General features: G+C 42.1%; 20 protein-coding genes and 4 pseudogenes. 4 read left to right on the top strand and 20 right to left on the bottom strand.

The annotated features are described in order from the left end of the window. Positions 1 to 90 precede the first annotated feature (90 nt). Positions 91 to 994 (top strand): annotated as a pseudogene (locus tag LCU_RS08810) (IS30-like element ISLsa1 family transposase). 91 nt (positions 995 to 1,085) lie between these two features. Beyond that, positions 1,086 to 2,546, top strand: a complete 1,461-nt coding sequence (locus LCU_RS08805; protein WP_056966307.1) for a glycoside hydrolase family 1 protein — start codon at positions 1,086 to 1,088, stop codon at positions 2,544 to 2,546. 42 nt (positions 2,547 to 2,588) lie between these two features. Here the strand turns inward: LCU_RS08805 and LCU_RS08800 are convergent, their stop codons facing one another. From LCU_RS08800 to LCU_RS08785, 4 genes are all read right to left on the bottom strand, one after another. Continuing rightward, complete coding sequence (locus tag LCU_RS08800; protein WP_054644569.1) at positions 2,589 to 3,404, bottom strand: Cof-type HAD-IIB family hydrolase; 816 nt, start codon at positions 3,402 to 3,404, stop codon at positions 2,589 to 2,591. A gap of 42 nt (positions 3,405 to 3,446) precedes the next feature. Continuing rightward, positions 3,447 to 5,978, bottom strand: a complete 2,532-nt coding sequence (locus LCU_RS08795; protein WP_056966305.1) for a M1 family metallopeptidase — start codon at positions 5,976 to 5,978, stop codon at positions 3,447 to 3,449. A gap of 289 nt (positions 5,979 to 6,267) precedes the next feature. Further along, on the bottom strand, positions 6,268 to 7,014 hold the full coding sequence (locus LCU_RS08790; protein WP_056966303.1) for an SDR family oxidoreductase: 747 nt from the start codon (positions 7,012 to 7,014) through the stop codon (positions 6,268 to 6,270). 1 nt (position 7,015) lies between these two features. Then, positions 7,016 to 7,591, bottom strand: a complete 576-nt coding sequence (locus tag LCU_RS08785; RefSeq protein ID WP_054644568.1) for a DapH/DapD/GlmU-related protein — start codon at positions 7,589 to 7,591, stop codon at positions 7,016 to 7,018. A gap of 115 nt (positions 7,592 to 7,706) precedes the next feature. On the opposite strand from LCU_RS08785, the gene LCU_RS08780 reads away from it, so the two are divergent. Continuing rightward, entirely contained in the window at positions 7,707 to 8,579 is an 873-nt protein-coding gene (locus LCU_RS08780; RefSeq protein ID WP_056966302.1) for a LysR family transcriptional regulator, read from the top strand. Positions 8,580 to 8,613: 34 nt separating this feature from the next. Here the strand turns inward: LCU_RS08780 and LCU_RS08775 are convergent, their stop codons facing one another. The 16 genes and pseudogenes from LCU_RS08775 to LCU_RS08705 all read right to left on the bottom strand — a co-directional run bounded on the left by LCU_RS08775 (position 8,614) and on the right by LCU_RS08705 (position 24,211). Continuing rightward, positions 8,614 to 9,249 (bottom strand): TetR/AcrR family transcriptional regulator, encoded by a 636-nt coding sequence (locus LCU_RS08775; protein WP_056966300.1) that lies wholly within the window; start codon positions 9,247 to 9,249, stop codon positions 8,614 to 8,616. A 22-nt stretch (positions 9,250 to 9,271) separates the two neighbouring features. Then, positions 9,272 to 10,382 (bottom strand): annotated as a pseudogene (locus tag LCU_RS08770) (ABC transporter permease). Next, a pseudogene (locus LCU_RS08765) lies at positions 10,379 to 11,100 on the bottom strand (ABC transporter ATP-binding protein). The pseudogenes LCU_RS08770 and LCU_RS08765 overlap by 4 nt, the downstream one beginning before the upstream one ends. Positions 11,101 to 11,320: 220 nt before the next feature. After that, entirely contained in the window at positions 11,321 to 12,145 is an 825-nt protein-coding gene (locus tag LCU_RS08760) for a PTS system mannose/fructose/sorbose family transporter subunit IID (RefSeq protein WP_056966298.1), read from the bottom strand. Positions 12,146 to 12,157: 12 nt separating this feature from the next. Continuing rightward, positions 12,158 to 12,970, bottom strand: a complete 813-nt coding sequence (locus tag LCU_RS08755; protein WP_054644566.1) for a PTS mannose/fructose/sorbose transporter subunit IIC — start codon at positions 12,968 to 12,970, stop codon at positions 12,158 to 12,160. 19 nt (positions 12,971 to 12,989) lie between these two features. Then, complete coding sequence (locus LCU_RS08750; RefSeq protein WP_054644565.1) at positions 12,990 to 13,478, bottom strand: mannose/fructose/sorbose PTS transporter subunit IIB; 489 nt, start codon at positions 13,476 to 13,478, stop codon at positions 12,990 to 12,992. Then, positions 13,475 to 13,915, bottom strand: coding sequence for a PTS sugar transporter subunit IIA (locus LCU_RS08745; protein WP_054644564.1), 441 nt, complete (start codon positions 13,913 to 13,915; stop codon positions 13,475 to 13,477). Before LCU_RS08745 ends, LCU_RS08750 begins: the two co-directional genes overlap by 4 nt. A gap of 155 nt (positions 13,916 to 14,070) precedes the next feature. After that, complete coding sequence (locus LCU_RS08740) at positions 14,071 to 16,848, bottom strand: sigma-54-dependent transcriptional regulator (protein WP_056966296.1); 2,778 nt, start codon at positions 16,846 to 16,848, stop codon at positions 14,071 to 14,073. Positions 16,849 to 16,872: 24 nt separating this feature from the next. Further along, positions 16,873 to 17,271 (bottom strand): hypothetical protein, encoded by a 399-nt coding sequence (locus LCU_RS08735; protein WP_054644563.1) that lies wholly within the window; start codon positions 17,269 to 17,271, stop codon positions 16,873 to 16,875. 6 nt (positions 17,272 to 17,277) lie between these two features. After that, positions 17,278 to 18,531, bottom strand: coding sequence for an RNA polymerase factor sigma-54 (gene rpoN / locus LCU_RS08730; protein ID WP_056966294.1), 1,254 nt, complete (start codon positions 18,529 to 18,531; stop codon positions 17,278 to 17,280). 156 nt (positions 18,532 to 18,687) lie between these two features. Beyond that, entirely contained in the window at positions 18,688 to 19,956 is a 1,269-nt protein-coding gene (locus LCU_RS08725) for a NosD domain-containing protein (RefSeq protein ID WP_244924705.1), read from the bottom strand. A 94-nt stretch (positions 19,957 to 20,050) separates the two neighbouring features. Further along, positions 20,051 to 20,923, bottom strand: coding sequence for a fructokinase ScrK (gene scrK / locus LCU_RS08720; RefSeq protein WP_056966292.1), 873 nt, complete (start codon positions 20,921 to 20,923; stop codon positions 20,051 to 20,053). Further along, positions 20,923 to 21,351: a GH32 C-terminal domain-containing protein gene (locus LCU_RS10210; RefSeq protein WP_307722874.1), complete on the bottom strand. Its 429-nt coding sequence runs from the start codon at positions 21,349 to 21,351 to the stop codon at positions 20,923 to 20,925. Before LCU_RS10210 ends, scrK begins: the two co-directional genes overlap by 1 nt. Continuing rightward, a complete protein-coding gene (locus LCU_RS08715) occupies positions 21,351 to 22,316 on the bottom strand; it encodes a glycoside hydrolase family 32 protein (protein ID WP_307722875.1) in 966 nt (321 codons plus the stop codon). Before LCU_RS08715 ends, LCU_RS10210 begins: the two co-directional genes overlap by 1 nt. Positions 22,317 to 22,374: 58 nt before the next feature. Then, positions 22,375 to 23,355, bottom strand: coding sequence for a LacI family DNA-binding transcriptional regulator (locus tag LCU_RS08710; protein WP_056966290.1), 981 nt, complete (start codon positions 23,353 to 23,355; stop codon positions 22,375 to 22,377). Positions 23,356 to 23,431: 76 nt separating this feature from the next. Then, complete coding sequence (locus LCU_RS08705; RefSeq protein ID WP_081303815.1) at positions 23,432 to 24,211, bottom strand: MFS transporter; 780 nt, start codon at positions 24,209 to 24,211, stop codon at positions 23,432 to 23,434. 16 nt (positions 24,212 to 24,227) lie between these two features. Here LCU_RS08705 and LCU_RS08700 point away from each other — a divergent pair. After that, positions 24,228 to 25,296, top strand: a pseudogene (locus LCU_RS08700) (IS3-like element IS1520 family transposase). The last annotated feature ends 8 nt before the right edge of the window (positions 25,297 to 25,304 follow it).

Here is a 25,304-nt window from a genome sequence, read left to right as displayed (position 1 = left end):
CTATAATTAATCCGAACAGAAATTAAAAAGCCCAAAGCAATCACTTACAATGGTAGTAACTAATTCCAACCAATATAGGGAGTGATTACTTTGGGTACATCTACTTTATCACGTTTTCAACGTGGCGCACTAGCACAACTGGTCAATGAGGGGAATAAATCTTACCAAGTAATGGCTGACGCCTTAGGCGTCGCCAAAGCTACGATTAGCTATGAGTTGGACCGAGTTAAACCTTATGATCCAGAATTAGCTCAGCAAGATGCAGATCGCAAAAGGCGGAATTGCGGTCGTCGTTCGATGCTGACGGCAGCATTAGCGACTTTAATTACCAATCACTTACGATTAACCTGGTCACCAGAAACCATTGCGGCCGCTTATAACTTGAGCACTGCGTCAATTTATAATTGGCTTAATCGTGGCTGGCTCCCCTTCAAATTGACTGATCTACCCAATCGGAATGTCCGCCAGCACCGAGTGAGCGAAAATCGTGGGAAATTTACAAGTGGGACTTCCATCGAACAACGGCCAACAACTGTTAATCAACGGTTAGCTTTTGGTCATTGGGAAGTAGATACGGTGCTTTCTAGTCGAAGTGAGTCACGATCATGTCTGGTTACATTCGTAGAACGTAAGACCCGACTTCTATGGGCCAACGGCTAAGGCTCTAAACACCGCCTTTGGTAAGTTTATGGGGGCCTTCGGTCCCCAAGTAAAATCCATTACTGTTGATCATGGTAAAGAGTTTGCCAATTATCAGGCCTTAGAACAGGATTATCAGATCAAAGTTTATTTTTGCCATCCATATTCACCATGGGAGCGAGGTTCCAATGAATATTTTAATCGACGGTTACGCTGGTTCTTCCCGAAAAAGACCAATTTTAGCCAAGTAACGACTGATGAGATCCTAGCAGCACTTGAACTAATTAATCAACGACCATTAAAAATACATCATCAACAGACTGCCATTGAAAGATTCCGGGCTTGTTCGGATTAAACTTGTAATTTGCCGGTATCAAAACATCATTAAGACCAATGGTAGTGTCTTATATGACGGACAACCATTTTAATTTTCTGGAGGGACTACTATGTATTCAAAACAACCAATCACTGGCTTTAAACCTGATTTTTTATGGGGTGGTGCAACGGCCGCGAATCAAATTGAAGGCGCCTGGAACATTGATGGTAAGGGACTCACAACTGCCGAAGTCGTTCAAAAAGCCACTGACCGTCAGAACTTCTCGATGAACGCCGTAACCAAAGACAGCATTCAAACCGCGATTGACGATCCAACCGATACCCTTTATCCTAAACGGCGCGGGATCGATTTTTACCATCATTATAAAGAAGACATCACCTTATTTGCCGAAATGGGCTTCAAGGCTTTTCGCATGAGTATTGCGTGGGCGCGGATTTTCCCAAACGGGGATGATGCACAACCAAACGAAAAGGGCTTGGCATTTTACGATAACGTTTTTGCCGAACTTAAAAAATACAACATTGAACCAGTCGTCACCCTCTCCCATTATGAAATGTCCCTGGCACTGACGTTAAAATATAATGGTTGGGCTAGCCGCGAAACGATTGCCGCATTTAATCGCTATACCGAAACGGTCTTCAAACGCTATCAGCATCAAGTGAAATACTGGATGACGTTTAACGAAATTAATGCAGGTACTTGGGGCTTCACTGGTACCGGCGCGGTAGATGATACGCTCGCCCCCGATGAACAATTACAACTGCGCTATCAGGCACTGCATCATCAATTCGTCGCTAGCAGTATTGCAGTTAAACAATGCCACGAATTAATGCCCGATGCTAAAATCGATTCAATGTTAGCGCGGATGCAAAGTTATCCTAAAACACCGAACCCCGCTGATGTGCGCCAAGCACAACAAGACGATGAATTGAACCTCTTTTTCACCGACGTCCAAGTCCGTGGCGAATATCCTAACTACATGAATCGCTACTTCAACGACCACAACATCACACTTGAAATGGCGCCTGATGACTTACAACTAATCAAGGACTACCCAGTTGATTATTTAAGCTTTAGCTATTACATGTCGATGGTCAGCTCAGCGAAACCCGCTGGCGAAAAAACAGCCGGCAACTTAATTCTCGGCGAAAAAAATCCGTATCTCGAAGCTAGCGATTGGGGCTGGCAAATTGATCCCGTTGGTTTACGGATTACCCTCAACAATCTCTGGGAACGCTATGGTGTGCCACTCTTCGTCGTCGAAAACGGCTTAGGCGCAATCGATCAGGTTGACGCGAACGGCCAAATCCACGACGAGTACCGCATTGACTACATGCGCAAGCATATCGAACAAATGAAAGAAGCCGTTAAAGATGGCGTTGATCTGATGGGCTACACAATGTGGGGGCCAATCGATTTAATCAGCGCTTCAACTTCTGAAATGTCTAAACGCTATGGCTTTATCTATGTTGACCAAGATGATGACGGCAACGGGACACTCGCCCGCAGTCGCAAAGAATCGTTCTACTGGTTCAAAAAGGTCATTGCTAGCAATGGTGAAGACCTATAATATCGAAGAAAAAGCCCCTGACAAAAGTCAGGGGCTTTTTGATTATACTTTAAAAATAAATTGATCAAATGCTTGGGCGATCCCGTCCGAATCGTTATCAGCAGTAATAAAGTCAACGTGCGCCTTTGCTTCAGCTGAACCATTGCCCATTGCCACCGCAGTACCGGCAAATTGGAACATTGGGATGTCATTTTTCTCATCGCCAATCGCCATGATTTCATCCGGCGCGAATCCAAGTTTATTCGCGAGGTATTGCACTGCTTTGCCTTTATTAACATCAGCGTGCATCACTTCTAAAAAGAGGTCAGCCGCACGAACAACATAATTATCAGTTCCAAATTGCGCGCGTACCTGTGGTTCATGTGCATCTAACTGTTCGCTGGCCCCTGTAAAGACCGCTTTGACCATCTGCGTGGCCGCGTCGATTTCATTCGGTTTGCGAATATGAATACCAGCTTCGTTTTCCCAAGCTTGCACCACCGTCATTGGTGCAACATTCACATTACTCGTATAAACCACACTATTTTGATCGAGCACATTATACGGTAAGCCCGTTGCTTGCGAGTAGTCGTCAATCGCTTGGTAGGTTTCTCGGCTGATGCCAGCTTCTTTCAAGATTTTACCAGACGCCGTTTCGATAATACTGCCGTTAAACGTAATCACGTATTGATTATCACCGGCAATCCCTAGTTGATTTAAAAAGGGCACTACGCCAGCTAATGGGCGTCCGGAACACAAAACGACTTTCACACCCTGTTCCAGGGCCTTAGCAACTTGTTGTTTCGTACTGGCTAGCAGTTGGTGCTGTGAGCTCAATAATGTATCATCAATATCAATCGCGACTAATTTAATCGTCATCTCAAAACCCCTCAAATTGAATTTAACTTGCACAACGTTCGACTACATATGTTTGGCAATTGTTTCATTAACCGCTGCTTTTTGATCTTCAATCAATGCAACCCGACTTTCGATGACTTTAATGTCCATCGTAATTTCCCGGGTTAAGCCTGGGGTGTTGAGCTTAGGTTCAAAGAAGGCTTTGAACTCTGCCAACCGTTCTGGGGTCTTAAAGATTGCGGCAATCGAGGTGATATACGTTGTAAATTCCATATCACCGCCGACTGTCTCTTCTAGCCATTGCCAATCGTTGCGAATCCAATCCCAGGTTGCTTGTTGGCTCTTGTCGTTGGCGAGTAAGCCGCGGAACCAAGCCCGCAAATCTTGTGGTTTGATGGTGCTGGCATCTTCAAATTTTCCAATTAAGGTCGCAATTAATTCAGGATCAGTCGTGCGCGTTAAGGCCGCAGTCAAATCATTCTTATAGCTCGCATCACTCGTTTGGCGATAAGCTGCTAAGAGCTGGTCATAAAGTGCGGCATTCCCGAAGTTTTGGACCTCATTCATCAAGACCAGTACCCGAATTGCGGCTGGTAAGGTGACCAGTTTTTCTTGGTTCGCTTGGAATAAAGTATGGGCTGCATCAATGGCTGCTTGGTTTTTAGCATACAAGGCTGCGCTTAAAACAGTTGGGCGCATTAACTGATCGTCATTGCTATCAGTCGGTTGAACCAGCCAACCTAAGCGCGCAACTTGCGCTTGACTCAATTGGTCGAAGAATCGACGCAGGTGTTGTTCACTTTCTTCACCAGGTGTCACAAATTTCTTCAAGTTACCAGCAACTGTGTAAAGGGCATCTGCCACGACATTTGAATCACTCTTGGCAAAAGGTGCTAAAACAGGCACAACATCTGCGTACGAAATTTGACGTCCTTCAGCTAATAAGCGTAAGTCTTGCAGTAGTTGCAGTTGTCCAATTGGTGCCATGTCAGCACTACTATTTAAAATATCATCTAATAATGTTTGATCGTAATGAACAATGAAATGCGATTCGTTCCCCACGTTTAAGCGGAATGGTTGCCCATTGTCGGCGCGTAATTGAGCATAATCACCGAGTACCAATTCACGGTCAGTCATCAATAATGGGGCTGCCGCATAGTTGCTCTTCAATGGAATCTGCCATTGACGCCCAACTTCTTGACCCTCACCGATAAAGAATTGTTGTTGGTTAAGCGTTAATTGTCCGTCAACGACTTTGGCCGTTACCACTGGATAACCTGGTTGTTCGAGCCATGAATGCATAATGGCCCCAACATCTAAGTTAGCGGCTTTCCCCAGTGCTGCCCACAAGTCAGCGCCAGTCGCATTTCCGAATTGATGTGCTGCAAAATAAGCTTTCAAACCAGCGCGTAGAGCATCGTCACCGATTAAAGCGCGAACCATCACGAGCATCCGGGCGCCTTTGGCATACACGATTGCGCCATCAAATAACGCATCGATTTCGGCTGGATTATTGACTTGCACATGCACCGATTGGACCCCATCAGTCGCGTCACGTTGTAAGGCTGCCGCTGCTTCCGAGGTTTGGAAACTTTCCCAAATATGCCAGTCCGGCTGCAATGCATCGATTGCGACGTATTCCATCATATTGGCAAAACTTTCGTTCAACCAAAGATCGTCCCACCATTGCATCGTTACTAAATCACCAAACCATTGGTGTGCTAATTCATGCGCAATCACAGTCGCAACGCGGTGTTTCGTATCCAAGGCAGTATTATCAGGATCGAGTAATAAATAAGCTTCCCGATAAGTGACTAAGCCCCAGTTTTCCATCGCGCCGGCCGAAAAGTCGGGCAACGCCAACTGCCATGAATGGGGTAATGGATAGGGTGTTTGGTAGAAGTCTTCAAAGAATTCGATTGACCGTTTAGCAATGTCCAATGCAAAATCGAGTTCGTTTGCTTGATGTGCCTTAGTAGCAAAGACGCCAACTTGCACGCCGCTTTCCGTTTTGGTTTGAACCCCTTGCAATTCACCAAAAGCAAAGGCCACAAGGTACGTTGACATCCGGACCGTTGTTTCAAAGTGGTGAACGCCATCGATGACTTCTTTTTCAGGCATGTTGCTCAGAATCGTTTCGCCTTCGTGCTCATCGAATTTAATCGCTAAATCAAAAGTCGCTTTGGCTTCTGGTTCATCAATACATGGGAAAGCTTGCCGCGCAAAATTGGTTTCAAATTGCGTGCCGATTAATTCTTTTTGCACCCCATCGACTTGATAATAGGAAGGATAGATGCCCATCATTGAATCCGTTAAAGCGGCAGTATAGGCAATTACCAAAGTCACTTCGCCAGGTTGGCCGACTTCGAATTTCAAGGCATTTGCGTCATTATCAACTGTAAACGGCACACTCTTACCTGCAGCCGTCACTGTTTCAATCACTAAACCGTTCTGATGAATTAAAACAAGTGCTTCTTTAGCAGTCCCCGTAATTGTCGTCCGACCACTAAATTGTTTTTGAGCCCGATTAATATCTAGAAAAACTTGATAATGTTCCGGTTGAAAGCTTTGATAAAAACGCATCAATTCTGCCATATTATGATCTCCAATTTCATTTAGAATACTGTCATTATACGACTTTTAGCCTAAAAAAGCTGTTGTCATCCATTTCATATTTTGATTATCAGCCTGGTTGCACTTAATTAAAAAAATCACCTTAATCTTAAAAAACAGATTAAGGTGATTTTTTATTAATTCTCAGTAGCTAAATACCACTTTGAAACGGGCTCGCCTAAGCAATGCCTTGTGTTTAGCTACATCAGTCAAACAACTAACTGCATCAGTTATTCGCCTGCTTAGGCTAATCGCTTAGTCGACCACTTTTTTAAACTTGTTGTTTAGCTGGGCGAATTAAGACTTCACTGACCACTACATGTTCTGGTTGGTCAATCGCATATAAGACTGCGTTGGCAATGTCTTCTGGATTGAGGGCCAACGCTGATTCTTCTGGTGCATCCATTAATTGCTTAACCCCTTCGAAAACAGCAGGGTTGCCAATCGTATTCACCAATTCTGTTTTAACAGCCCCTGGTGAAACAATCGTTGAACGAATGCCGTTATCTTTTTCTTCTTGGCGCAAGCCTTCCATAATAGCGCGTACTGCATATTTAGTCCCGTTATAAACGGCAGAAGCTGGATAAACCACGTGCCCGGCAACCGAATCAGTTGAAATAATCAAACCATCTTGTTGGGCTTGCATCGTTGGTAAGACCGCCCCGATCCCGTTTAAAACGCCCATGATGTTGATGTCGAGCATCTTTTGCCATTGATCATAATCGCGTTCGCTCAGGTTTCCTTGTGGCATCACGCCGGCATTGTTGTATAAAACATCTACGCAACCGAAATGATCAAGCGCCAATTGGACTAAGCTCGCCATTTGAGCCCGATTAGTCACATCCGTTGCTTGATAAATCGCATTTGCACCGATTTCTGATGCTAAAGCTTGTAAACGATCTTCACGACGAGCTGCTAAAACAACCTTAGCCCCTTTGCTTGCTAATAATTTGGCAGTTGCTGCCCCGATACCTGATGAGGCACCTGTAATGATCACGACTTTATTTTGAATTGACATGTTAAAACTCCTTTTCTAATTTGATTTGACGCATGACTTTTGCCGGTGTCCCGGCGACAATCATATTGTCTGGCACATCTTTGGTGATCGTGGCGTTGGCAGCGACAATCGCATTTTCGCCGACCGTTACCCCCGGTAGAATTGTTGCCCCGGCACCAATCCATGCGTTCTGTTTGATATGCACTGGTTTAACGAATAAACCACGCCGATCAGCTGGATTTTCCAAATGATTGACTGTTATCAAGGAGGCACGCGGCCCAATCAACACGTGATCATCAATCGTAATCCCACCTAGATCGACGAATAAGACATTATTATTAATAAAAATATGTTTCCCAAGCGTGATGTGCTTACCGTAGTCCGTATAAAACGGTAATGACACAGCTACCGTTTCATCGATTTCTTGATCCGTAATACTTTTTAAATACGATCGAACCTCAGCTGCATCGTGATAGCCGGTGTTCATTTCCATCACCAACCGCTCGTTATTCCCTTTGACCAAGTGAATTTCTTGCAACAACTCTGAATCATGATAGATCGGTCGCCCCGTGATTCTTGATTGTAGTGAATAATCCATTGCTTCGCACCTCCTTTTACCGTGCTTGATATTTTCAGTATACTTCGCTACACTAGCGATGACTAATACTTATATTGAATATCCAAGTATAACTTTTAACGATAGGAGAATCGCCATGGACATTCGCGTTTTGAATTATTTTTTAACCGTTGCACAAGAAAAGACGATCAGCAAAGCCGCTGAAGTCCTCCATTTATCACAACCGACGCTCTCTAAACAATTGAAGGACTTAGAAAGTGAATTGGGCGTCCAACTTTTTACCCGTGGTAACCGTGAAATTACGTTGACCACCGACGGGATTTATCTCCAAAAAAGGGGCCGCGAAATTCTATCATTAGTAGAAACCACAACCACCAACTTAACCCACAAGACTGTCGTCAGCGGGTCAATCAGTATCGGTTCAGGCGAAACACAAGCTTTTCAACTAATCGCGGTCATCATCAATGATCTCCGCCAACGTTACCCTGACATCACCGTACAACTCTTCAGTGGTTCAGCCGATGAAGTCAAAGAACGCATTGATCAAGGCTTGCTTGATTTTGGACTCGTCATTGATCCCGTTGAAAAGCAACGCTACGAATACGTCCGCTTACCCATGTCCGATCACTGGGGCGTGCTCGTTGCCGATGATCATCCCTTAGCAAGTCAATCGACCGTGGATGCAACGACCTTAGCCCAATATCCCTTACTTATTTCGGGTCAATCCCTCGTTCACCAACAAATTAGTAATTGGTTTGGCGTCAACCTCGACCAACTCGAAGTTGTCGGCACTTATACGCTTTTATACAACGCGTCGCTTCTCGTAAAAACAAGTAACAACGCAGCATTGTGCATCGACGGCATTATCAATACGAAGGAAAATAGCTTAAAATTCATTCCATTAAATCCGCCACTCACCGTCAATACGAACATCATCTGGAAAAAGGGCCAAGTCTTTTCAAGTGCCAGTCAGGTCTTCCGCGATACACTTATTAATACAAACAAATAAAAGCCGCCACGTTAACCGTGACGGCTTTTATAGACTATTGTAATCCATTAATAATGATGCCTTCAATTCTAGCTAAATCGGTTGCTTCATCAATTTGATCAGCGGGCATCAACTTGTTCTGGAAGAAGTAAGCTAATAGTTGGCCTACAATCGTCCTAATGAAGTCACTAATCGTAATCTCCGCACGCACCAATTGTTTTTCAAAAGCCGTTTTTAAAACACTGTTTTCAAAAGCGGGGCGCGAAGCAATAATCACTTCCAAGAAGAGTTGCCGTACCTGATCATCCACCAATAATTGGATTAACAAGATTTCTAATAACGCGGCGTTTGTTTTTAAAAAATGATACCGATCTGCCACAATATAATGCACCAAAGTTGGTAAGTCCGTTGGTTGTTCCAAATGCGCTAAAAACTCGTCGCGCACTACCGGCAAAAGGTTATGAATCATCGGTTTGACAATCGCTAATAACAGATCCTGTTTTGTCTTAAAATATTTAAAAATCGTTGCCTGACTAACACCGGCCTGCGTTGCAATTTGAGCAGTTGAAGTACCGTCATAACCTTGTTTCGCAAATAATTCGACACCGGCTTTGAGCACCCTCCGTTTACCGGCTGGCATTTCTTGTTGGTCAAACCACTCTTGATAATCGTTAAATAAATTACTCTCCATCAGTTGTCTCCTTCGCACATTCTTAAACCTTCCGATACCGCTTAAGACCAGTAATATTCAGTATAGTAGAAATCACCAAGAATACAAGTAAGATTGCCATCTCGGGCCAAAGTGCGCTCAGATGCGTGCCGCGTAACATAATCGCACTGGAAGCCGACCCAGAATAGCGAATGGGCATCACATATGAAATGACCTGCACCCAGTTGGCCATTGAGTCGAGCGAAATAATCCCTGTGAAAAAGACTTGGGGAATCACTACAATTGGTATAAACTGCATCATCTGAAATTCGGAATTGGCAAAGGTCGATAATAAAATACCAAAAGACAATGCCACTAGTGCCAATAAGAGATTGACCACCACTAAGCTGCCGATATTGCCAACCACTTGTACACCCAGAATCAAAATTGTCACAAGTACAAACACCAGTGTTTGGATAATTGCCAAGACACCATAACTCAACAGATAACCAAAGACAATTTCATAACGTTTGACCGGCGTCGCTAACAACCGATCGAGCGTCCCGCTTGTCCGTTCGCGCAACAGTGCCATCCCCGAAATCAAAAAGACGAAGAAGAACACGAAAAAGCCAATCAAAATCGGTAATATTTTATTGAAGAACCCTGTATCAGCATTCCCGTAAGCATAATGATTCTTTAGTTTCATCTGCTTAATGGTTGGTTGCTTAATCTGTTGATGCGTGATGACGGCCAAAGCAATCGACGTCTGCGTTAATTTCTGTTGTAGTCCTGCAACCGTTTGATTCATTAGCGCATTCTTAAACGCTATTTTGGCTGCTGTCGTTTGAGCCGCATCGACGTTTGCATAAGTTAAGTCATATTGATTCGCTTTGCGTTGAACAATAGAATCAATTCAATTGGCCTTCAACGCTTTTTTAGCGGCCGATTCGGTTGCATAGCGTTTAACGGTCACGTGTTTAATGTCGTCAAGTTGTTGTTTAAGTTCCGTCGGCACTGCAACAATGCCCATCTTGATGTTCGTCGTTGAACTCGCTAAAAAAATTAAACTTATATAGTAGAATAATCAAAATCGGTGCGACAAACATTAGCGCCAATGTCCGCTTATCCCGTGATAATTCCGTTAAAACCCGTTTAGCGATTGCAAAAGTTTTCATGCTTGCACCCCCTCGGCCTTTAAAAAGACAGCTTCAATCGTCGGTACTTGATATTGCGCCTTTAGAACTTCTGGTGGATTAAACGCCATCACTTTGCCCGCCATCAATAAAGCCACTTGATCGACCAATTCCGCTTCATCCATCACATGCGTCGTGATTAAAATGCTGCGGCCGGCATCCCGAATTTGATGGAGTTCCCGCCAAATTTTTTGGCGGAGCGCTGGATCAATCCCGACCGTGGGTTCATCCAAAATCAATAAATCTGGTGCTCCTAACAACGCAATCGCCAATGATAACCGGCGTTGCATCCCGCCTGAAAAATTCGCCACCCGTTTATCCAGGTCGCCCATTAAATCCACAACAGTCGCGACATGTTCGCTATCCTGAATAAGCTGATTTTTCGCGATGCCCTTCATCTGCCCATAAAAGTACAAGTTTTCACGGGCGTCAACGTTTCATAAAGCGCGTCGGTTTGGGCCATATAGCCAATTCTCGCTAGCAATTCACGATTGGGCATTTGAGTGTCAAAGACGGTCGCTTGTCCGCTATCGACCGTTATCATCCCTAAAATCGCCTTAATCACAGTTGACTTGCCAGCACCAGAAGGTCCAATCAACCCGACAATCTCGCCTTTTTGAACATCGAAATGAATATCCGTTAGCACTTGTTGCTTGCCAAATTGTTTCGCCAAATGCTGTAAACGAATCATAGTTTGCAACATAGTAGTTTCCTCCATTCGATTAGTGAGTAATCACTCACTAACTTACAAGATGTAATTTTAGTCGTTCATTAAAAAAAATCAAAAAAATGAATTTGCGAAAAAATTATTATCACAAATTCATTTTCTAATATTGTCATCTAAAACGAATCATAACTAAGCGCATCATAATCCACTTTTTGCTGTTAATTCTCAAAGCAAACCCGTTCAAATTCGCACTCTAGCTTAAGAATCCAAATGCTTTTCCTGCTATCCCGATGACAAAGATCACAAGGATAATCAATAAAGGGTTCACTTTTTTCTTCAATAACCATGAGACAAATAAGGTTAATAATAATGCGAGCATCCCTGGTAAAATGCTATCCAAAACTTGTTGAACCGTTTGAATTTTCACCTTACCGCCAGCGCCTTTAATCCGCGTTGCAACAATCGGAATATTAATCGTCGTCCATTTATTAACGAGAGCCCCCATAACGAATAACCCAACAATCGAAGCACCTTCCGTTAATTTCTTAATGGCACCACTGGCCATACTCTGAATTAATTCGTTCCCACGACTGTAGCCTTGCATCAACCCAAAATACTTAGTTGCTAACCGCAAGATGTTAATACCGATAAAGAACAATAATGGGCCCGCAATACTCCCGGCTGTCGCTAAACTAGCCCCAAGTGCAGCCAAAACTGGTCGTGCTGTTCCCCAGAAAATCGGATCCCCAACCCCAGCCAATGGGCCCATCAAACCAATCTTCATCGCCGCAATCGAATTCCCTGGTAATTCGTGTGTGTTGGCTTTTTCTTCTTCCATTGCACTCACAACCCCGAAGATCGGACCAGTTAGCCATGGATGAGTGTTAAACCATTCCAAATGACGTTGCAATGCCTCGTTACGTTCTTCACCTTCTGGATAAAGACGTTTAATTGCTGGAATCATTACAAATGCAAACCCCATATTTTGAACACGTTCAAAGTTAAACGATCCTAACAGTAAATTTGACCGCCAGAACATTTGATTTAAATCTTTTTTTGTCAGTTTCTTTTCTGTCATTATTGCATCCTCCTAATCATCAAGATCATCATCGAGATCGTCGTCAATCCCATCATTGTTACTTTCAGCTGCTACTTGAGGTTGTGGTGTTGCCCCTTCTGAACGATATTTCAATTGGATGAATAATAGTGCTAAACATAGCCCTAATCCTCCGAAACCAACCAAATTAAAGTTTGTGAAGGCTGCGAATAAGAAGCCCATGTAGAAGAATGGTTTAAGATATGGCACATCCATCATATTAATGACCATGGCATATCCAACAACAACGATAATGCCACCACCGATTTGCAATCCGCCAGTAATTACTTCTGGAATACCATTTAAGAAGTGGCTCACAGCACTTGCACTAATTAGGCAAATAATCAATGTTGGAATCATTACACGGAGTGCTTGGAAAACTAAGGCTAGAATATGCATTCGCTCTATCCCCTTGAAGTTTCCGTTCTTCGCGTAATCATCTGCTTTATGAACAAAGAAGACCGTAATTGTCCGAACAAAAATGGTTAAAGCTTGACCAGCAGCTGCTAAAGGCACTGCAATCGCAATTCCTTCACCAAGTCCTTGATGCGCTGTAATCACTAAGATGGTTGAAATTACTGATGCAATCGCAGTATCTGGTGCCATTGCCAGACCAACGTTCATCCATCCCAAGGCCATCATTTCTAACGTCCCGCCAAGAATAATACCTGTTTGTAAATCCCCTAAAATAAGACCAACTAACGTACATGCCACTAAAGGACGGTGCGTTTGCGCTTCATCAAGCACACTCCCAATCCCCGTAATAGCGGCAACAACCATCAATAAGATAATCTGAATAGCACTCATTATGTTACCTCCCCGATTTTTAAATGTTTTTACTGTCTAATTCTTTAATAAAGTTAGTACTACGATCACTTGGTAATTGACGTAAATCTAATTCAATCCCTTTTTCAGCTAACGCTCTAAAAGCTGCCACGTTTTCTGAATCAACACTAACTGCCTGCGTAATTTGTGTCCGCCCATTTTCAAAGCGCATCCCACCAACATTAATTGTTTCTAATGGGACACCCTCTTCAACTAAGCGTAAAACATCTTGTGGATTTTCGAATAACAACATCACACGGGCATCCACATACCGAGGTGAATTGTAAGCCCGCACCATTTTATCTACCCCAACCGCACTAGCTTTAATGCCTGCAGGTGCAACGGATAATACCAATGTTTTGCGCATTTCATCTTCAGCAACACCATCAGAAACAATAATAATCCGGTCAATTGGTGTTTGTTTGACCCATTTCGTTAAGACTTGTCCGTGAATAAACCGATCATCGATTCTAGCTAATTGAATTTTCATAGTAAATCATCCTCTTCTTCATCATTTTGTGTTTTGATTGCTTGCATCTTTTCTGAGAAAGCAACCACCGTTTCTGGTACTGCAGTCAAAAGATCACTGACTAGCTGTTGAATATCGTTCTCGTTAAGGTGCGTCGCCGCTTCCAACAATAACGGTAAATTGGTTCCAGAGATAACATCCATCTCTGGCTTATCATAAATCCACTGGGTAGCCGCGTTATACGGTGTCCCACCAAAAATATCAACCATAATTAAAATCGGTTCTTCTGTTTTGAAATCGTCAACTGCCGTTGCGATTTTTGCTTGTAGCTGCGGAATTCCTTCCCCTTTTAGAAAAGGCACCGCCACAATATCCGTTGTTTCACCAAATATCATATGAAATGCATTCAACAAGCCAATTGAATATTGTCCATGTCCACTGATAATAATCTTACTCATGATTTCACCTCCACTTATACTGATATACAAGCAATAATCGTGCCAAAGACTGTCTTTCCCATGACACCGGTTCTAAAATAAAAAACACACGCCTAAATCGGAGTGTGTTTTATCAAATCTGAAAGAGTGTTTCGAAAGTAAGACACTTCTACCACTTAACAAACATCGTTGATTGCTTCCGTAATGAATAACAGTTCGTCTTGACATAATTCAAGGTTCAATTGCCGTTCTATTGGCTTAATTGTTTTAATAATCAGTTCAGAAAGTGTATCAATCTCTTCAGAAAGTGTGTCGGTGTAATGTAATGGCTCGTTTTTCAGTACCCGTTCGAATGCAAAAGCCGTGTGGACCAATACTTTTAGTTGAGCCGTATTGGACAACGTAATTTTCATCGCCGTTTGAACGGTATCTAGCCAATCGATTAACACTGGCGTAATAACGGTCGGATTCAAATATAACAAATACTGTTTCAGTGTATCTTCCGTCAATTCGCGCACCATATAATGTTTATCCGGTTGCCGCTTAATCTTAAACTGCCGACTCGCAATCAAACTACGTAATGCATTTTCGCCAGTTCCATCAATTAAATCTTCCAACGGAATAAATGGCACGCCCAACCTAGGATCCTTGGTCCCCACACTACCAATAATATTAAAATGCTGTTTTAAATCGCGAACGTGCTGAGCCATCTTCAGCGACGAAATTTGCAATACCTTGATATATTCATCAGTCGTTTCGCTAATTAAGTGATTGATCATCCCCGCTATTTTTTCAGCGGTTCCAGCACCAGTCGTACAGATACTTAAAATGGCTTTTGGCTTATCCGCATCCCCATTTGTCGCTTGGGCTAGCCCTTGGAAATCATTCAGAATAGATTCGTAAACCTCATTCAAGCCTACATTCATATAATTAATTTTACGTGCAGCATCAAGCACCATACTGGTTGTCACGTTACTAATGGTTTTAATCTTTATTCCGGTACTTTCAATCAACCGCTCGTCTAACATCGCTAGTGACCCCATATCCACTAACATTAACACGCCTAAACCTTCGTCTAACACCGCTAGTTTCTGAGCGATTCGCTCATAAATTTCTTCTGGACTAACAGTCAGCGGCATATTCAGCGGTAACATCGGCACGACCCCCAATAATTCCTTGGCCACACTCACCATAGAAGTCGCAGTCGAATCACCATGTGCCACCACTAGCACACCCACTTTTTTCTTACTGCGATCGCTTAATGATTCAATCGAGAGCAATAACATAATTAAGTACGCCACTTCAATTTCAGACAGATTAATCCCGAATTCTTCGCTGAATAACTGCTTGAAACCAATTGCCACCTGAAATTCCTTTTGATTTTCCCGCTCTAAGACGTCGAGATCCCCTGGAATAATCGTTTCGACATCACTTTTGCGTTTAAAAAAAGCATCAACGTGCATCCCCACATAATAATCAAACCGCCGATCAAAGGTTCTTCGAAGTTGTTTTTCAGCATACTTCCGTAATTTTTTTATAAATGCGAGCACCTTAGGCTCCATGAAATTTAATAAGCTGTAATCGACCTCTGACTTAGTCACAAAGTTTCGAATATGCAAGCGCAGGTCGGTCATGATGTATTGATTAATCTCACTATCGCTAATATCTTCTTGCCTTAATTCACTGACTTTATTGCTAATTAATCGATAGATATTAGCATCGTTAAACTGCTTCTTAGGCGCCATTTGTTCTTGCGGCGTAATCACCGTTACCATGTCTAAATAATCCGTCAACTTCTTAGTCCCTGCCATCATCTCGGTTCCAGAACCCCACTTTAGTTGTACATTCTGTGGTAGATCGCGCATCTTAACATGCAGGTAACCATCATCATTCATATTATTTAAGAACGTATGCGCACAAGTCAGTTGAATCAATGATCTTAATTGCCCGACATTACTCGTCTCAACCGATTGTAATAAGGCATTGATGACTTCAATATCCACTTTCAACGGACGTTGAATCCGGTCGGCTTCATCACAAAATAGAAACTTGGTCAAGTCAACTTGTTCACTCAACGAACGCTGGTCTAGGGATGGAATTTTAATCACCATTGGAATCCGTCTAACAAATGTATTTAGCAGCGATGACTCAGGATCTTCCGTGGTCGCACAAATAATCAAGACTTCGGCATGATTTTGGAACGAACTCTCCCCTAATCGATTGAAGACGCCGTGATCAATTAAATAAAAAAGCATTTCTTGTCCTTCTGGCGGTAGCCGATGGACTTCATCGAGAAACAGAATCCCATTTTGTGCTTGATCAACTAAACCTGCCTGATCCTGATCGGCTCCCGTGAACGCTCCTTTTTTATACCCAAACAACTGCGATAATAATAATTGCGGGTTATTTGCATATTCCGCACAATTAAAACTAATAAATGGCGCATCCGGCTTCAAACGATGAGCATACAGTGCATAGTCGTAGATTTTTTGGACAAAAAAAGTTTTCCCCGAACCCGTTCGCCCCAACAGCAACATATGCAATCCGAATGGTGGATAATGGACGGCAGCTTTTGCTTGGAATATCGCATTTTTTAAGCTTTGCTGACTGCCGATAATGTCCGTCAAGGGATCAATTGGCTTAATTACCCCATTGCCTTGCTCTGGACTACTCAACAAATCCGTTAGCGACTTATACACAAGTGGTCTAGGTAAAGTCATCTCTAACGTCTTCTCAACAACCATCAGTGGCAAATAGCGGACTGGATATTGCTTAATTTTAATCACACGTTCTTCCCGCACCAATAAATTCAAGTCACCACTCGCATTTGAGCGGGTAATCATTAACTGATCAGCAATTTCTCGCGCACTAGAGCCCCCATTGAGCAGCACCTCTTGTGACTTATTTTGCCAGATTTGTTGCAGGGCTTGTTCCACTTTATCGATTCGTTTCATAGCTTTCTCCCAATCCCAATTCTATTATCGCTTAACTGAATAACATTTCTTCAACCGGCTCAAGTTTCGTTGATGCCAAGCAACTAAAGAAATGCTGGCGATATTTAATGTTAATGTCATCGGCGTGCCATCAGCCATCTTTTCATCGGTTTCGATTCGCATTCGATCACCAGTTCCTTGCCGCGCCATTTCTAATTTTATGATATGGTCACTCGTAATTAATAAAGGATCGCTGAAAAAGCCCATACTCTGATTATAGCGAGCGGCTGCAACGCATTCATCACCGATGTAAACCACTGACATCACAGGCGTCGTGCTGATCAAATTAATCGAGAAAACACTGTATCCTTTTTCAAAATGATTTTGCGGATATGTCTTGGTTAAGAAATCTAAAAAGGTTTGTTCTTTCATGAAAATTGGCATGTGACTTCATTCCTTCCGTTTAGCTGCAGCTGGTATTTTTAGTTTTTGGCGATACTTCGTAACTGTTCGACGCGAGATTTGAATTGATTGTGCTTCTAGCATGTACTGCATTTTTTCATCCGATAGCGGGTGTTCCCGGTCCTCATGGTTTACAATCTCCTGAATTGCCCAAAGAACTGTACTTTGCGATTCTCCATCAGAACGAATAGGTGCACTAATTAACTGTTTTAACTCTAGCGGTTGATTATGCCACATCAAGTAGTGATTATTAATCGTCCGACTAATTGTGGATGAACTGAACCCTAGATGAGCTGCTACGTCCTTCACCAATAGCGGTTTGAGAGCGGGTGTAGCGCCCATTAAATAGGCGCTTTGTTGCGTCACCAAATATTGACCGACAAGCATTAACGTATCGTAGCGATTATTTAATAACCGTTTTAAATTCAAATATTGTTTCTCTTGCCCCGCTAAAAAACGCTGTGCTTCGGTATCCTGAGTTGCCGCCATTTGGTCAAAAGCCTGTTGATCAAAATTAAGCGAGATTAGTCCTTCATCAAATAATTCAACCGTGCACTGATTATCTTCAATCTTCAAAAGCAATTCCGCAGTGATGTATTGCGTTTTTTCTGTCGTATAGGCCGCACACGGATATGGATTTAACTGTTTTACATAATCAAGTAGCACCTCTAACTCAGTTTGATTAATCGCTAACTGTTGACAAAGTGCGCCATAATCTTGATTTTCAAGCAACTGACGGCCATTCGTTAGGAGTGCCGTAACCCCTTGCGGAACACTCGGGTCCATTCTAGCCTGGATAAGGAGTGATTCAGCCAAGTCTCTCGCTCCGACGCCAATTGGATCAAACGTTTGTAAAATCGTTAAACACTCCTGTAAATGCTGCAAGGATATGTCTTCCTCATCGGAAATTTGTTCTAAGGGCACTCGTAAATACCCTTCACCATCGAGTTGATCAATTATCACCAATAAACCATTTTGAATTATCGGTGCATACCGTTCTAATCGCACTTGTTGTTCCAAAACAGCACGTAAATTTTCTGATGATACAAGGTCATTTGATAGCCAACTATCGTCCATCTCCGCAACCTGATAATGAATGCTCAAAAACGGATTCTGACTCGCCTTACCTACCAAGTCAGTGAACAACGCCGGAACTGATTTTTTTAAAACAGTTAGCCCGTCAAAGAAAGATGGCGTTAACTTAAGGACTTGTTTTTGTTGCATCTCTTGTGTAAAAACCATCTATTGGCCTCCAATCATTTTTTGGTGGCGGTTTCATTTGAAACACTTTGCCGTCCATAATTAACACACTTAATATACTGCTTTTATTTTCGCTATGTCAATCACTTAACATAAATCTAAAAAAACCGCCAATTGAATTAGCGGTTTTTTCTACATTTAAATTGCTGGTGTTGCTCTAAACGCATTCATCCTTGTATCTAATACAACCTGCGCTTCAGTCCCTGAATCTAGAATTGTATTTTGAACAGCTTCCGCTTCAACTAAAACGGTTGTTACATCGATTGGTGCCGAAACTTCCGTTGTTAATAGTGAATCGACTTGCGCAGCAAAGGCTGAATCACCACTTTCTGAATGGGCCTCAGTTGCCACGACATTATTGGTTGCCACGTAATTATGATTTCCCTTTACTAAGCGGATAATCACTGGTTTAGCACCCAATGGTTTAATGTTTTCCTGGTCTAGAATTTCTGAGAAATGATTGCCAATGATTGAATTATGATTACCTTCAATCGTTAATAAACCGAATAGATCATCTAAGCCATTGTCATGGGATTGCATTGGTATCCAAGGTTCATGATCGTGTAAAAAGTGATTACTTGAAACCAGGTTTTCAGAACAACTGGCTTTAAAAATTACCATGCCGGCATAGAACGCGTGCAAGATGTTACCGACAATTGATGAGCGAGTAACACTATTAAGTTCAATTGTACTTGCGCCTCGTGGAAAAATATTATTGCTACTGATTAAGAGTTGCGCAAAGTGTTCAGCATAGATGGAATAACCTTTAAAGCCGGCCCCCATCAAGTTATTCGTCACTTTAGAAGCTTGCCCCCAACCACGTAATTCAATACAATTGCCACATTCAGCAATGAAGTTATTATGGATGGTTAAAGCATCTGCATTATAAATCGTGACGCCGTGTTCAAGGTAAACCAGACCCATATCTGAGATCAAGAATGAATCTTGCGCACTCGCCACATAAATCCCAGTCTTACCGTTGACGTAAGTATTTTCAACATTCGGTTCACCCTTTCCATCATCGATAAAGTGTAAGCCATCGATACAGAAATTATTGAATTCAACCGAACTAATCCGTGGATCGCCATCCCGTTTAACCACAAAGGCCGCACCCTCAATTTCAGGTGCATCTAGTGTCGTTTCAAGATCTACTAAAATTCGACTGCCCCCTGGCCATAATTCGTGTAAATTAGGCACATCTTCTTCCGGCACATTAAAACGAATACTTGAAGAGGTAAAACCGTGACCAGACCCCATAATTTTAAGAAAACTGATATCAATTAAAACTTGGGTTTTTAAGTGATAATCAGCAGGTGGTAAATAAATCACTGCACCTGGCTTACCCCCTTCGTTTAAATCACGATTATTCTGTTTCTTCTTAATATCTTCGATCATACTGTTGATCACTTATCCAACATCTTCAAAAGGATTCCCAATAGGCCAATTTGTGACGTCATAATAATATGCTTCTGTCATGATTTTTTCCTCCAATATTTTCAAATTAACCAACCAATAATTTAGCAGCTAGCGCAAAGTTGCCGACATTTGCTGAACCATTATTCGGAACACTAGGCATCGTTAGATATTTATCGAGTGGCGGTACCTGAACATAATCATTTAATAATTTAGCGAATTCTGTCCGTACTTTTTCTAACAACACCGAATTGGTAACACCGCCCCCAAAGACAATCTTGTTTGGCCGTAGTGTAAGCGTCGTTTGAAGCGCAGCTTGTGCGATATAATAGGCTAAAACATCCCAAGTCTGATCAGTTAAAGGCACTTCTGCCCCTTTTTTACCAGTCCGGGCTTCAAATGTTGGCCCCGCAACTAATCCCTCTAAACAGTCACCATGAAACGGACAAATCCCTTTAAATCCTAAATCGTCAGGATGACGTTTCAAAAGAACATGCCCCATCTCTGGATGACCGATCCCCCCCACGAGTTGACCGTTAATAACTGCCCCAGCACCAACACCAGTCCCGATTGTATAATAAACAAGTGAATTAATTTTTTCGTTGAAGAGGGTCGCCATTGTGAATTCGCCATAAGCTGAACCATTCACATCCGTGGTCCATGACATTGGCACATCAATTGATTTTTTGAGGAAACCTAAGAAATCAGTATCCTTCCAGCCCGGTTTAGGTGTTGAAGTGATATACCCATACTTAGGTGAAGTCGTACGAACTTCGATTGGGCCAAACGTAGCAATCCCTAAAGCATCAATTTCAAACCGCTTGAAATAGTCGACCACTTTACCTAACGTTTCGGCTGGGGTTGTCGTTGGAATTTGAATCTTATCCTTCACTTGATAATCGTCGTTACCAACGGCACAAACAAATTTAGTCCCGCCTGCTTCAATACTACCTAATAACATTACATCATTCCTCCAAGTTGATAAATTCTAACGGTGTCTTTTTCTGATACACTATCTGTCTCGATACGGATATCATTTTCACTATAAATTCGTTCTGAGAAGCAAGCTTCACCATTATTAACAAAAATTTCAATCGAACTGGTATCGATTAAGCAATGAATATCAAATTGATTCGTCACTTCAACCGTCGCAATCCGTGGTTGATCATCATTATACTTTTGTAACGCGACTGTTTTAGCTTGTGCATCATATTGTAAGTCGATTAAAACTTGATTGCTGACATCGATGACTTTCAAGCCGACATTCTGCTGACTTGCAAAATTGCCTAGATATTCGATGCTCTTAGTTGGTGCTTGAAAATTGTTAGTACCCGTCGTGTCTAACAAGCATGTTTCGCGCAACTGCGCCACTTCTCTCACTGGGGTCATCAACACTTTATCTCCTTGACCGTTATCTCTCGTGGAAATGTTAGGGCCCCTGCCCAGCCATCCGCTTGTTCAGGCATTATACTTTCCCACATTGCCAACCAACCGAAAAGAATCCGGCGACCATCTGGCACAACTGTGGTTTGAGTGGCATAGAAATCATGCCCATGATCAAGTTCTCGAAATGCACCATGTTCGAATTTTTGATTGGCCTCATCATAATGCCCCGTTAGATAACCGGTTTGATGGAAGTTACGATATTTCAAACCGTTAGCCTTAATGCCTTGCGGCGACATGATTAATACATCTTGATCTGCCATATTGAAGAAATCTGGACATTCCCAGACATAGCCTTCTTCATCAACTGACTTAGCTGTTGCAATTGGTCCAATATAGTCCCAGTCGATTAAATCTTTAGATTGATACAATAAAACGCGGCCTAGCCCAGCTTGGTCTTTACTGCCAATCACAACGAAGTAAGTTTGCCCATCAAACCAGACTTTTGGATCGCGAAAATCGCGTGCATTGTCCTCTGGTGGGGTTGCAATCACTGGATTACCAGCGTACTTTTCAAAATGAATCCCATCATCACTGACCGCTAAGTTTTGGGTTTCCCAATACTGTTCAGGATCATTATCCTTCAAGTGTTGCCCGGTGTACATCAAGTACAAACGGCCATCTTTTTCAATCGCACTGCCTGAAAAGCAACCATCTGGATCTTCAGCATCCCCAGGAAAAAGCGCAATTGGTAATTGTTCCCAATGCACTAAATCACGACTACGAGCGTGTCCCCAATGCATTGGTCCCCATTTAACTGATTCAGGATGGTATTGGTAGAAAATATGATAATAGCCTTTAAAAAAAACGAACCCATTTGGATCATTAATCCAACCCGAAGGTGCCATAATATGGTAATTTAAACGATATCTATCATTTGTTATTTCTGGATAATTTAATTTTTTTGTCATCGTCATTCTCCTTTATGTCAACCGATTGACATTTTATGCCAAAAACAAGCGTAAACTACTACGCCGTTGTCCCTTGATGAACTGTGACTGGTAATATAATTTTATGCGGGGTTTCTTTGCCCTCAATTCGATCCATCAAAGTTGATACCGCCACTGCCGCCATTTCTTCTATCGGCTGAACGATTGTTGTCAATTCAGGCTTAAATAGGCGGACCATATCTGTCCCATCGTAACCAACCACCAGCAAATCTTCTGGGACTTGCTTTTTAAATTCAGTGGCCACTTGGATAATCAGACTAGCATCAACGTCGTTTGATGCAAAAATCGCATCGATTTTTTTATTTTCTTTAAAAATCTGTCGGAACGTTTCTTTCTTCTGTGTATCGGATGAATCAAGCGCGACCGTATAGATGACGGTTGGCAAATCATTAGCCGCCATCATATCTTCATAAGCACGCCGGCGATCTAACGCTGGTGACTGCAAATCAGTTGGCCCATCCGTATGCACGATATAGCGTGCCCCCCGTTTTAGCAGTAATGTCATCGCCTTTTTACCACCATCATAATTATCAGAAGCAATTACTGGAATATCGTCATTCATCACCCGATCAATTGCCACAATTGGTAAATTGGTATTGTTGTATTCCGCGATATTTTGATTATGCGCACCGCCAATTAAGCCGTCTACTTGATTAGCCAATAATTTCTGTAGATATTCCTTTTCTTTTAAGGGGTCATTCATTGAATTACCGATTAATACTTTATAACCGGCATTAAAAAGCTTCATTTCTAACTGCGCCGCCATCTGACCAAAAAAAGGATTCGCAATGGTTGGAAAAATCAACCCAACCATTTTCGTTTCTTTTGAAAACAGCTGGCGAGCAACATCATTGGGTTGGTAATGTAACGCTTTCATTGAATCGAATACCTTTTGCTTTGTTTTTTCACTTAGATAGCCTCGATTATTTAATACTCGCGAAACAGTTGTTTTAGAAACGCCTGCTAATGCTGCGACGTCTTCAAGTTTTGGATTTTGCATTTTTTGCTCCTATGTCATTCATACTAAACACTCTCGTTTATATTTTAACATAAAGCATCAAAAACGCTGATTTTCCTTAGTGTTGTTTTGCTAATGTTGCTTGAACCGCTGCTTCGTTCTTTTCAAATTTTGCATAGAAGAACATTGGAATGGCAGCAACCAAGAATAAAATAGCTGGTAACCAAACAAAACTAAAATTAATACCCACTAATGAATGCGCAGACTGTGCGTGATTAGGCACATAACCAAAGTATTGCATAATTTTAGAAGGCACAAAACCACCAATCCCACTCCCTGCTTTAACACAAAAGGCACTTCCGATGGCTGTTAAAAAGCCACTTGCTCGAATACCATTTTTCCATTCCCCGAAATCTACCGCATCAGCAAGCATCAAAAACGGCATTGCTGCAGCAACCCCAGTTCCAATTGAACCTAAGCAATAGAGCACTACCACCGCAACTTGGTTAGCCCCAACGACTTGTAATAAGAGGTTAGAAATAGCAGCGAGAACTAGCGCTCCAATTAGCACTGTGCGTTTATTTGTCTTTTTAACAAATAATGGAATTAAAATCATGCCCACTACCGCTACGGCTGATAATCCACCCGCCACCGATACAAGCGCTTTGGCATGAATATTATATTGGAAATAATAAATCATTGCTGAACTTCTAACCGTCGTGCCAATCCAATAGAATAAATTGGTTAAAACAATTAAGACCCACGGCCAATTACTTTTAGTGGCTTTAACACTTTCTTTTAATGAAATAGACTGTGTTGATACTGCATTTACTTCTCTTAAATTCCAAAAGGCTCCTATGATGGAATTACGGACAAACTGTTCGATATAATACATCATAAAGGAGCTTTTTATTATGGCAATTAAATATTCAAATGAATTTAAAGAATCGATTGTTAGCTTAAGTCAGACTGGCCGTTCGGCCAACTCACTGGCTAAAGAATACAACGTCAGTGTTTCAACGGTCACTAAGTGGATTAAACAAGCTGATCCTAACAACACTAAAGTGCTATCATCAAATGAACGTGCTCTGATTGAAGAAAATAAACGGTTAAAAGAAGAACTTGACATTTTAAAACGAGCGGCGGTGCTCATGGCAAAAAGCTAATTATTAAAGGGCGTGCCCTCGTGTTAGAAGTCGTCAACGCTAATTTACTTGCTGGGTACCGCATTACGCGTATCTTATCAGTACTCAAAATTCCGCGCTCAACCTACTATGATTATCTACATTGGCAGCCAAGTAGAACTGAACGCCGCCGGCATTTAATTAAACAAGAAGTGTTAACGGCTTGGTTAAGATATCCAATGTATGGCTACCCACGATTAACGATCTTACTAAATCAACAGTCTGATATTCACGTTAGTCAGCGTCTGGTCTATCAACAAATGTGTGAATTAGGGATTAGATCTAGAATGGTTAAACGAATCAATAAGCCAACCACTCAGACTGATTATGATCAGCGACCAAACTTGATTAAGTAGTTAACTGATCAATCTGGTATTTTATTGACTGATATTACGTACATTCCCCTTAACCATACTTGGTGTTACCTAGCTAGTGTCTATAATCCAGTAACCCGACGGGTTATTGCTTACCAACTTAATACGCAGATGACTAAAGAACTAGCGACTAACGTTATTACCCAAGTCATGGCGCAAGCAGTTAACCACAAATTATTCATAGTGATATGGGAAGCCAATACACAAGTGACTTATTTGAAAACACTTTATCGAAGTATGGTATCAAGCATTCTTACTCCCGAAAGGGTCAGCCCGGCGATAACGCGCGAATTGAAAGTTTTCATTCAATTTTGAAACGTGAATACGTTAATTTCCAAGATTTTAAGACAATTCATGAAGCAATCGCCGGAATTGATAACTATATTCGTTGGTATAACAGTGATCGTATTTCACTTGTAGCGTAGCTACAGGC

The organism is Latilactobacillus curvatus JCM 1096 = DSM 20019, assembly GCF_004101845.1.
Taxonomy (GTDB): Bacteria; Bacillota; Bacilli; order Lactobacillales; family Lactobacillaceae; genus Latilactobacillus; species Latilactobacillus curvatus.
The sequence above is the reverse complement of the archived record's forward strand: the minus strand, read 5'-3'. Positions and strand labels throughout refer to the sequence as shown.

Coding starts and splice junctions, on each gene's coding strand:
- LCU_RS08805 (WP_056966307.1), top strand. CDS start 1,086: ATGTATTCAAAACAACCAATCACTGGCTTTAAACCTGATTTTTTATGG.
- LCU_RS08800 (WP_054644569.1), bottom strand. CDS start 3,404: ATGACGATTAAATTAGTCGCGATTGATATTGATGATACATTATTGAGC.
- LCU_RS08795 (WP_056966305.1), bottom strand. CDS start 5,978: ATGGCAGAATTGATGCGTTTTTATCAAAGCTTTCAACCGGAACATTAT.
- LCU_RS08790 (WP_056966303.1), bottom strand. CDS start 7,014: ATGTCAATTCAAAATAAAGTCGTGATCATTACAGGTGCCTCATCAGGT.
- LCU_RS08785 (WP_054644568.1), bottom strand. CDS start 7,591: ATGGATTATTCACTACAATCAAGAATCACGGGGCGACCGATCTATCAT.
- LCU_RS08780 (WP_056966302.1), top strand. CDS start 7,707: ATGGACATTCGCGTTTTGAATTATTTTTTAACCGTTGCACAAGAAAAG.
- LCU_RS08775 (WP_056966300.1), bottom strand. CDS start 9,249: ATGGAGAGTAATTTATTTAACGATTATCAAGAGTGGTTTGACCAACAA.
- LCU_RS08760 (WP_056966298.1), bottom strand. CDS start 12,145: ATGACAGAAAAGAAACTGACAAAAAAAGATTTAAATCAAATGTTCTGG.
- LCU_RS08755 (WP_054644566.1), bottom strand. CDS start 12,970: ATGAGTGCTATTCAGATTATCTTATTGATGGTTGTTGCCGCTATTACG.
- LCU_RS08750 (WP_054644565.1), bottom strand. CDS start 13,478: ATGAAAATTCAATTAGCTAGAATCGATGATCGGTTTATTCACGGACAA.
- LCU_RS08745 (WP_054644564.1), bottom strand. CDS start 13,915: ATGAGTAAGATTATTATCAGTGGACATGGACAATATTCAATTGGCTTG.
- LCU_RS08740 (WP_056966296.1), bottom strand. CDS start 16,848: ATGAAACGAATCGATAAAGTGGAACAAGCCCTGCAACAAATCTGGCAA.
- LCU_RS08735 (WP_054644563.1), bottom strand. CDS start 17,271: ATGCCAATTTTCATGAAAGAACAAACCTTTTTAGATTTCTTAACCAAG.
- rpoN (WP_056966294.1), bottom strand. CDS start 18,531: ATGGTTTTTACACAAGAGATGCAACAAAAACAAGTCCTTAAGTTAACG.
- scrK (WP_056966292.1), bottom strand. CDS start 20,923: ATGTTATTAGGTAGTATTGAAGCAGGCGGGACTAAATTTGTTTGTGCC.
- LCU_RS10210 (WP_307722874.1), bottom strand. CDS start 21,351: ATGACCCCAGTGAGAGAAGTGGCGCAGTTGCGCGAAACATGCTTGTTA.
- LCU_RS08715 (WP_307722875.1), bottom strand. CDS start 22,316: ATGACAAAAAAATTAAATTATCCAGAAATAACAAATGATAGATATCGT.
- LCU_RS08710 (WP_056966290.1), bottom strand. CDS start 23,355: ATGCAAAATCCAAAACTTGAAGACGTCGCAGCATTAGCAGGCGTTTCT.
- LCU_RS08705 (WP_081303815.1), bottom strand. CDS start 24,211: ATGATGTATTATATCGAACAGTTTGTCCGTAATTCCATCATAGGAGCC.